Genomic DNA, 8,414 nt, shown 5'->3' on the forward strand with positions numbered 1-8,414 from the left:
AACGCACCTGAAGGTGTCCGGTCCAGGTGGGGTGGGATCGCCTCAATGGCAGGCGCAGGCCTCGCCATGCGCCGCGCCGACCAGCTCCTTGAGAATGCCGCAGCCCTGGTGGGCGTGATCGCCATCGCAGGCGCGGCGCAATTGCAGCAGCTGCTGCTCCAGCGCCTGCATGCTCTGCAGCCGGGCGCGCACGCGGTTGAGCTGGGCGTCGACGAGCTGGTCGACATCGGTGCACGCGTGCTGGGGCGCGTCCATCGCCGTGAGCAGGCGCCGCACGTCGGGCAGCGGAATGTCGAGCGCGCGGCAATGGCGAATGAACGACAGCCGCTCCAGGTGCAGCGGCGCGTAGTCGCGGTAGCCGTTGTCCAGCCGCGCGGGCTCGGGCCACAGGCCTTGCTTCTCGTAGAAGCGGATGGTCTCGATGTCGACGCCGGTGGCGCGCGCCAGGTCCTTGATTTGCATGGGGTCTCCAAAACAGCCTCGGCTGGTGGCAATGGTATTTCCCGCCCAGCTTCGAGACTGTAGCAACTCCAGCGGATGCGCCCCTACTGCATGTCCTGTCAGGCGGCGGCAACGGCGCCGCGGTGCGCGCGCAGCACCACGGGCACCGATTTCGACGTGGGCGTGCCCGCGCCTATGGCCGTGGACGTCAGCGGCACCAGCGGGTTGGTTTCGGGGTAGTAGGCGCCGATGTTGCCGCGCGGAATGTCGTAGGCCACGAGCCTGAAGCCGTCGGCGCGCCGCAGCTGCTCGTCGTCCCAGACCGTGAACAGGTCGACCCAGTCGCCGTCGTTCATGCCCAGCGCGCGGATGTCGTCGGCATGGATGAACACCACGCGGCGCTGGCCGAACACGCCGCGGTAGCGGTCGTCCATGCCGTAGACGGTGGTGTTGTACTGGTCGTGCGAGCGCATGGTCATCAGCGAGAAAACGGTCTGCCCGGGCGTGCGCGCGCTCGCGCGGTGCACGGGCGTATCGCAGGGCACGGCATGGGCGAAGAACGTGGCCTTGCCCGTGGGCGTGTTCCACACGCGCTCGCTCGCCGTGTTGCGCAGCCGAAAGCCCCCGGGCGTGGCGACGCGCGCGTTGAAGTCCTGGAAGTCGTCGAACACCTGGGCGATCAGATCGCGCACGCGCGCATAGTCTTCGACCAGCCACAGCCAGCGTATGCGGCTGCCCTTGGCACCAGGTCCATTCAGCGTGGCCGCGGCCAGGCGCGCGACGATCGCCGGCTCGGACAGCAGCAGCTCGGACGCGGGCGCATTGATGCCCGCCGACAGATGCACCATGCTCATCGAGTCTTCGACCGACACGCTTTGCACGCCGCCGGCCTGCATGTCGACTTCGGTGCGGCCCAGGCAGGGCAAGATCAGCGCGTCGCGCCCATGGACCAGGTGGCTGCGGTTGAGCTTGGTCGTCACATGCACCGTGAGATCGCACTGGCGCAGCGCGCGCCAGGTGGCGTCGGTGTCGGGCGCGGCCGCGGCGAAGTTGCCGCCCAGCGCGAAGAACACGCGGCCGCCGCCGTCGAGCATCAGCCGAATCGCTTCGACGGTGTCCACGCCGTTGTCGCGCGGCGGCGCGAAGCCGAACACCTGCTGCAGCCGGTCGAGCAGCGCTGCCGGCGGCTTTTCCCAGATGCCCATGCTGCGGTCGCCCTGCACATTGCTGTGGCCGCGCACCGGGCAGGCGCCCGCGCCTTCGCGGCCCAGGTTGCCGCGCAGCAGCAGCAGATTGCCCAGCATCTGAATGGTGGCCACCGAATGCGTGTGCTGGGTGATGCCCATGCCCCAGCAGACGATGGCGCTTTGGGCGCCGATATAGACCTCGCCCGCGGCGCGCATCTGCGCTTCGCTCAGGCCCGACTCGCGCGCCAGCAGCTGCCAGCTTTCGGCCTGCAGGTCGGCGGCCAGCGCCTCGAAGCCCGTGGTGTGCTCGGCGATGAACGCCTGGTCGAGCACGCCGCCGCGCGCGGCTTCCTGCTCGAGCACATGTTTCATCATGCCCTTGACCGCGGCCAGATCGCCGCCGGCGCGCACCTGGAAGTAGTGGGTGCTGATGGGCGTGGCACTCATGGTCGCCATCTCGAGCTTGCTTTGCGGGTCCTGGAAGCGTTCGAGGCCGCGCTCGTGCAGCGGGTTGAAGCTGACGATGCGCGCGCCGCGCTTGTGCGCCGCGCGCAGTTCGCCGAGCATGCGCGGGTGGTTGGTGCCGGGGTTCTGGCCGAAGATGAAGATCGCGTCGGCATGCTCGAAGTCTTCGAGCGTGACCGTGCCCTTGCCCACGCCGATCTGCGCGCGCATGCCGTTGCCGCTGGCCTCGTGGCACATGTTCGAGCAGTCGGGGAAATTGTTGGTGCCGTACTCGCGCACAAACAGCTGGTAGAGGAAGGCCGCCTCGTTGCTGGCCCGCCCCGAGGTATAGAAGATCGCCTGGTTGGGGTCGGGCAGCGCCTGCAGTTGCTGGGCGATCAGCGCGAAGGCCGCGTCCCAGTCGATGGGCAGGTAGCGGTCGGTGGCCGCGTCATAGCGCATGGGGTGCGTGAGCCGGCCCTGGTCTTCGAGCCAGAAGTCGCTTTGCGCCATCATTTCGCTCACCGTGTGGCGCGCGAAGAAATCGGGGCCGGCGCGGCGCGCCGTGGCTTCGGCGGCCACGGCCTTGGCGCCGTTCTCGCAGAACTCGAAGCTCGACGCATGGTTGCGGTCGGGCCAGGCGCAGCCCGGGCAGTCGAAGCCATCGGGCTGGTTGGCCGACAGCAGCGTGCGCGCGCCCTTGAGCGCGATGTCGTTGCGCAGCAGCGTGTTCTTCACGCTGCGCAGCGCTCCCCAGCCGCCCGCGGGGCCGGGGTAGAACTCAATTTTTTGCTTGTCCATCGTGTCGCTTGTCTGAGTGGAGGGCGGCGCGCGCAGGCACCGGCGCAATGGTCCAAATTATGGGGCCGGGCGCCAGCGCTGTCACAAGAGTGCGTCGCCGCCCTTGCGGCGTTTACGCGATGGCCTTGCGCGGCTCGGCCAGCGGCACCTGGAAGGCGTCGTAGCCAAAGCACCAGTCGGGGTTCTCGTTGCCGCGCAGCCAGGTGTTGTTGTGCGAGACCAGCTGCACCTTGCTCGCGCGCTCGGAGCGGTTGGCTTCATAGAGCGCGAACGCGGTCTGCAGATCGCTGGTGCCGACTTCGAGCAGGCAGCGCGTGAGCATGGCCGCGTCTTCGATGGCCATGGCCGCGCCCTGGGCCATGTGCGGCTTCATCGGGTGGCAGGCATCGCCCAGCAGCACCAGGCGGCCGCGGCTCCACAGCGGCAGCGGGTCGCGCTCGAGCAGCGGCCACTTGGTGACTTCCACCGTGCCGTCGATCAGCGACTGCACGCCCGGATGCCAGCCGTCGAAGGCCGCGCGCATCTCGTCGCGGCTGCTGGGCAGCCAGCTCTTGCTCATGTCCCAGGTGGGCTCGGGCACGCCGGTCACGTAGTAGATCTCGTCGAGCTTGCTGGTGTCGAAGTAGACCATCATGTGGCGGTCGTCGGTCCACCACTTGCAGCAGCGGTCGTGCGTGAAGCCCTTGACGCGCTCTATGGGGAATACCGCGCGGTGGGCGATATAGCCCGTGTACTTGGGCGGCTCGGCGCCCAGCAGCGTCTCGCGAATGCGCGAATTGATGCCGTCGGCGCCGATCACGATATCGGCCTGGGCGCTGCTGCCGTCGGCGAACTTCAGCTCCACGACATCGCCCTGGTCGTCGATGGACGTGAGCCGCTTGTTGAATTCGAGCACGCCGCCCGTGACCGCATTCGTCAGCAGTTCGTGGAAGTCGCCGCGGTGCACCGTGAGGTAGCTCGCGCCGTAGTGCTTGAGCGCGTAGTCGCCCAGCGGAATCTGGGCGATGACTTCGCTGGTCAGGCCGTCGCGGCTGTACCAGTAGTCAGGGTGGCAGCCCATGGCATTGAGCGCGTCCTCTATGCCGATCTTGCGCATGATCTTCATCACGTTGGGCCCGACATGGATGCCCGCGCCCAGGCGCGAGAAGCCCGGCGCCTGCTCGTAGAGCTTCACATTGAAACCTGCGCGCTGCAACAAGGCCGCGGCGGCCGTGCCGCCCAGACCAGCGCCAACGACGGCAATACGGGTGGTGTCCTTCATCTTCATGCTCCTGTGACGGCAAGATTGCCGGGGTTCAACATGGAAATGAAGTGTAGACACTCGATTAAAGAAAGTACAGCGCTGAAATGCAAAACCGGCCACAAGAGGCCGGAAAATGCGAATTCTTTACGGGAAAACACTGAGAAAACACCTTGTATTTTTCATGATCGCGTTGTTTCAGAGTCCAACTGATGCGCTCGTCACTTGCATTTATTGAGCGTATGCACTTAAGCAATCACTCAACAAAAAAATGCGATGGCGCGCAGTACCCCGTCGCGCCCCAGGAAATCCGCCGGATTGCGCCCACGCCATGACTTATCCTCGGCCGCAACCGAACATGACTGGGAGTTGAATTTGGGTTGGCTTTACTTGCTGCTGGCGGGCGTGTGTGAAATCTTCTACGCCGCCGCCATGCCGCGCACCGATGGCTTCACCAAGCCCGGCCCCAGCGCGTTCTGCATCGTGTTCATCTGCCTGAGCATGTATTTGCTGTCGATCGCCACGCGCACCATTCCCGTGGGCACGGCCTATGCGGTCTGGGTCGGCATAGGCGCCGTGGGCACGGCGATCTACGGCATTTTGCTGCTGGGCGAAGACCGCAGCCTGGCGCGCATCTTCTGCTTCCTGCTGATACTGGCAGGCATCGTGGGCCCGAAACTGCTGTCCGCCGAGAAGTAGCCCGGGCGCGCCGCGCGGCTAGCCCGCAGCGTTGTTCGCCTGCGTGCCACCGTCAATCATGCGGCGCAGCAAGAAGGCCACGGCCACGCGCTCGGCGGCGTTGAAGTCGCCATAGGTCAACTCGGTGACCTGCTTGGCATAGGGCACGACTTCGGCGATCAGCTGTTCGCCGGCCTTGGTCAGCTGCACCACAAGCTTGCGCCTGTCGGTCTTGTCGGCCGCGATGCGAATCAGCTTGCGCGTTTTCAGGCGCTCGATGATGCCGCGCATCGTGCCCTGGTCGATGGCCGTGGCGCGCACGATTTCGTTGACCGAGCAGGAGCCGCGCTCATTGACGGCGTGCAGCACCACGAACTGCGTGGCCGTCAGTTTGGAATCGGGAATGATCTCGGAAAAGATTGCCGTGTGGCGCTGGTAGGCGCGCCGCAGCAGGTGACCGATCTGTTCGGTGAAATCGTAATCGAGCGGGGGCGCGCTGGATGCGCCATCGGAGCCGGGTTCAGTCATCGGTGAAGTGATCCATTCGCGTATCTGCAAAAGTATAGTCGCGACCCCGGCAATCAGGCTTTCCTGACGGCGTTGAACACCGTTTCGACCATCCAGCGCCCCCAGCGCTCGCGCTCGCTGCCGGCCATCAAGTCCTTGCCGAAGAACGAACTCAGCGTGTAGCGGTTGGACAGATAGAAGTAGCCCAGGCCCATGACCGAGATGTAGAGATCATCGACATGGATGTCGTCGCGAAACAAGCCTTGCTGCACGCCGGCCTCGACCGCGCCGCGCAGCACGCGGATCGCATTGGGCAGGAACTTCTGCAGTTCGGCCGAATGCTTCACATGCTTGCCCTTGAGCAGGTTCTCGGTGTTGAGCAGGAAGATCAGCTCGGGGTGCTGCTGGTAGTAATCCCACATGAACAGCACCACGTCGGCCAGCGCCTGGCGCGGATCGGCGTAGTCGACATGCAGCGCCTGCTCGGCGGCGACCAGCTTGCGGTAGGCGTCCTCGAGCACGGCGGCGAACAGCTTGTCCTTGTTGCCGTAGTGATAGTAGATCAGGCTCTCGTAGCACTTGGCCTGCTTGGCGATGGCCACCGTGCTCGCGCCGTCGTAGCCGTTGCGAGCGAACACCACTTCGGCCGCGGCCAGTATCGATTCCTTGGTCGTCTTGCCGGCCTTGGCGCTCCTGGGGCTCTTTGCCGCCTTGGCGCCGCCCGCAGTCTTGCGCGCCGGGGCGGCAGCCGCGTCGGGCACGGCGGAGTCTGCGGGCAGGGCCGCCGCCTTGCGTGTCTTCGCCGCGGCGCGCGCGGGCACCGCGGATTCGTCGTCCCTGTCCATGGACCAGGCAGCGTTGAGGTCAGTCGTCATTTTTTCCCATTCACGGGTAGCGGCAGTGGTCTGTTGCCCGTGGCGCAAGGCCTGCGGGCAACAACATTTTCAGCCCATTCTAACGAGCCGGGAAAACCAGCACTTGCATTTGAGCGAACACTCAATTAAATTTGAGTCAACACTCAATTTCGCAGGAGATTTCCGTGAGCTCATATGTGCTGAACACCTGGTATCCGCTGACCTGGTCCCGCAATGTCGGGCGGCAGCTGTCGCCGCACCGGATCATCGAGAAGGATGTGGTCGTGTACCGCACCGAGGCCGGCAAGCCGGTGGCGCTGGAAGACGCCTGCCCGCACCGGCTGCTGCCGCTGTCCATGGGCAAGCTCAAGGGCGACACCATCGAATGCGGCTACCACGGCCTGCGCTTCGACTGTTCGGGCAAGTGCACGCGCGTTCCGGGCCAGGACATGATTCCCGCGAACGCGGTCGTGACCACCTACCCGGTGCACGAGAACATGGGACTGCTGTGGATCTGGATGGGCGACCCGGCGCTGGCCGACACCGCCAAGGTCTTCGATCTGCCCCAGTACCACGACCCGGCCTGGAGTTCGGTCGAAGGCGACGCGCTGCGCATAGAGGCCAACTACCTGAGTCTGGCCGACAACCTCTGCGACCCCGCGCATGTGAGCTTCGTGCACCTGAGCACGCTGGGCAATGCGGCCAGCGAGGACATTCCCGTGCACCACGAGGAGCAGGCCGGAAAGATCGTCACCTGGCGCTGGATCATCGACGCGCCCGCGATTCCGCTGTTCGCCAAGTACGGCAACTTCAAGGGCAATGTAGACCGCTGGCACTACTACCACTACCACGCGCCCAGCATCGCCATCATCGACTTCGGCAGCGCCGAGACCGGCACGGGCGCGCCCGAGGGCCGGCGCGACGACTGCATGCAGATCTTCGCCTGCCACTTCATGACGCCGGTCGACGAGAACACCTCGATAGACCACTGGCTGCATGTCAAGAACTTCAGCGCCGACGAGGCGACCAACAAGGCGCTGTCGGCCGACTTCCGCGTGGCCTTCGCCGAAGACAAGTCGATTCTCGAAGCGATACAGATCAACGAGAAGAAGTTCGCCGCGCGCAAGACCATCAAGATCGCCATCGACGCCGCGCCGCGCCGCATGCGCCGCATGGTCGAGCGCCTGCAGGACGCAGACACCGCTGCGCTCGCGGGCTGAAGGGAAAAACAATGACCAGCCCCACCACCCCGCAGCCCCTGCCCTTCCTCATCGGCTGCAACGGCCGCGGCGTACAGCGCTCATCGAAAGAGCAGCCGATTTCGCTGGCCGAACTGCCCATCATGGAACAGTTCCGCCTGGTCAAGGAGACCGGCGTGTTCGACTACTTCGACCGCATTCCGCTGCGCGCCAACTTCGGCGAATACGTGCAGGCCATAGAAAAGTACGAGCTGCCGGTGCACAGCGCGAGCTGGTTCTACCGGCTGGGCGAAGACGAGGCCCTGCTGGCCGACAACCTGCGCATCTGCCAGGAAATCGGCGCGCAATGCCACAACATCATGACCTTCAGCCACCACCGCGACGGCCACGCGATCAGCAACGCCGAGGTGGTCGACCACTACCTGCAGGTCTATGACGAGGGCATGCGCCTGGGCGTGGAGCCCAGCTTCGAGCTGCACGTCAACATGTGGACCGAGGAGTTTCTGCGCATACGCGAAGTCGCCGAGCAGGTGCAGGCGCGCGGCATTCCGTTCCACTTCACGCTCGACTACAGCCATGTCAACTTCAAGATCGGCAACAGCGCCGAACTGGAGCTGTCGGGCGTGCGCGCCCAGGCCGAGTCGGGCGCGCTGGTGCTGGACCCGTTCGAAGAGAACTCGCTGTGCGACCAGTGGCTGGAGATGAACATCGTGCGCTGGGCGCAGCTGCGCGCGGTCGCGCCCAGCCAGCCGGCCAATCTGTGGCACCGCAACGACGACGGCCGGTTCGCGCGCGGCATCCAGTACCCCATGCTGCGGCCCGCGCCCGGCGAATGGCATTCGCCCTGGCACGCCTACCAGCTCGAGCCGTCCAAGGAAGCCATGCGCAAGGTGTTGCGCTACCACGCGACGCATGCGCACAGCCCGCTGCGCTACATCACCACCGAATTCATCAACCTGCCCGACTACGGCCTGGGCGCGAAGTACGACCTGCTCGCGCAGAACGTCGCCGCGGCACAGTTCATACGCCAGGCCTGGGACGAGATCTGCGCGCAGCAGCCGAC

Annotated in this window: 8 protein-coding genes; 3 read left to right on the forward strand and 5 right to left on the reverse strand. The window is 65.5% G+C overall.

Features of this window, described 5'->3' with window-relative positions:
• Positions 1-42: 42 nt before the first annotated feature.
• From KHY18_RS21325 to KHY18_RS21335, 3 genes are all read right to left on the reverse strand, one after another.
• Positions 43-462: a MerR family transcriptional regulator gene (locus KHY18_RS21325; RefSeq protein ID WP_213304608.1), complete on the reverse strand. Its 420-nt coding sequence runs from the start codon at positions 460-462 to the stop codon at positions 43-45.
• Positions 463-560: 98 nt separating this feature from the next.
• Positions 561-2,873, reverse strand: a complete 2,313-nt coding sequence (locus KHY18_RS21330) for an FdhF/YdeP family oxidoreductase (RefSeq protein ID WP_213304612.1) — start codon at positions 2,871-2,873, stop codon at positions 561-563.
• A gap of 112 nt (positions 2,874-2,985) precedes the next feature.
• Complete coding sequence (locus tag KHY18_RS21335) at positions 2,986-4,134, reverse strand: FAD-dependent monooxygenase (RefSeq protein WP_213304616.1); 1,149 nt, start codon at positions 4,132-4,134, stop codon at positions 2,986-2,988.
• 354 nt (positions 4,135-4,488) lie between these two features.
• Here KHY18_RS21335 and KHY18_RS21340 point away from each other — a divergent pair, with 354 nt between their 5' ends.
• A complete protein-coding gene (locus KHY18_RS21340; protein ID WP_213304620.1) occupies positions 4,489-4,812 on the forward strand; it encodes a DMT family transporter in 324 nt (107 codons plus the stop codon).
• A gap of 18 nt (positions 4,813-4,830) precedes the next feature.
• Here the strand turns inward: KHY18_RS21340 and KHY18_RS21345 are convergent, their stop codons facing one another.
• Together KHY18_RS21345 and KHY18_RS21350 are read right to left on the reverse strand one after the other, a co-directional pair.
• A complete protein-coding gene (locus KHY18_RS21345) occupies positions 4,831-5,319 on the reverse strand; it encodes a MarR family winged helix-turn-helix transcriptional regulator (protein WP_213304623.1) in 489 nt (162 codons plus the stop codon).
• Positions 5,320-5,372: 53 nt separating this feature from the next.
• A complete protein-coding gene (locus tag KHY18_RS21350) occupies positions 5,373-6,173 on the reverse strand; it encodes a TetR/AcrR family transcriptional regulator (RefSeq protein ID WP_213304627.1) in 801 nt (266 codons plus the stop codon).
• A 164-nt stretch (positions 6,174-6,337) separates the two neighbouring features.
• Between KHY18_RS21350 and KHY18_RS21355 the strand changes: the two genes are divergently transcribed.
• Together KHY18_RS21355 and KHY18_RS21360 are read left to right on the forward strand one after the other, a co-directional pair.
• Positions 6,338-7,372 (forward strand): aromatic ring-hydroxylating dioxygenase subunit alpha, encoded by a 1,035-nt coding sequence (locus KHY18_RS21355; RefSeq protein WP_213304630.1) that lies wholly within the window; start codon positions 6,338-6,340, stop codon positions 7,370-7,372.
• Between the two features lie 11 nt (positions 7,373-7,383).
• Positions 7,384-8,414: IolE/MocC family protein (locus tag KHY18_RS21360; RefSeq protein WP_213304634.1), on the forward strand; the 1,031-nt coding region annotated here is incomplete at its 3' end.

Source organism: Acidovorax sp. CCYZU-2555 (assembly GCF_018413525.1).
In the GTDB taxonomy this organism is placed as follows: Bacteria; Pseudomonadota; Gammaproteobacteria; order Burkholderiales; family Burkholderiaceae_C; genus Comamonas.

Bases quoted from the DNA above. Each gene is read 5' to 3' on its own strand.
- KHY18_RS21325 (WP_213304608.1), bottom strand. From the start codon at position 462: ATGCAAATCAAGGACCTGGCGCGCGCCACCGGCGTCGACATCGAGACC.
- KHY18_RS21330 (WP_213304612.1), bottom strand. From the start codon at position 2,873: ATGGACAAGCAAAAAATTGAGTTCTACCCCGGCCCCGCGGGCGGCTGG.
- KHY18_RS21335 (WP_213304616.1), bottom strand. From the start codon at position 4,134: ATGAAGGACACCACCCGTATTGCCGTCGTTGGCGCTGGTCTGGGCGGC.
- KHY18_RS21345 (WP_213304623.1), bottom strand. From the start codon at position 5,319: ATGACTGAACCCGGCTCCGATGGCGCATCCAGCGCGCCCCCGCTCGAT.
- KHY18_RS21350 (WP_213304627.1), bottom strand. From the start codon at position 6,173: ATGACGACTGACCTCAACGCTGCCTGGTCCATGGACAGGGACGACGAA.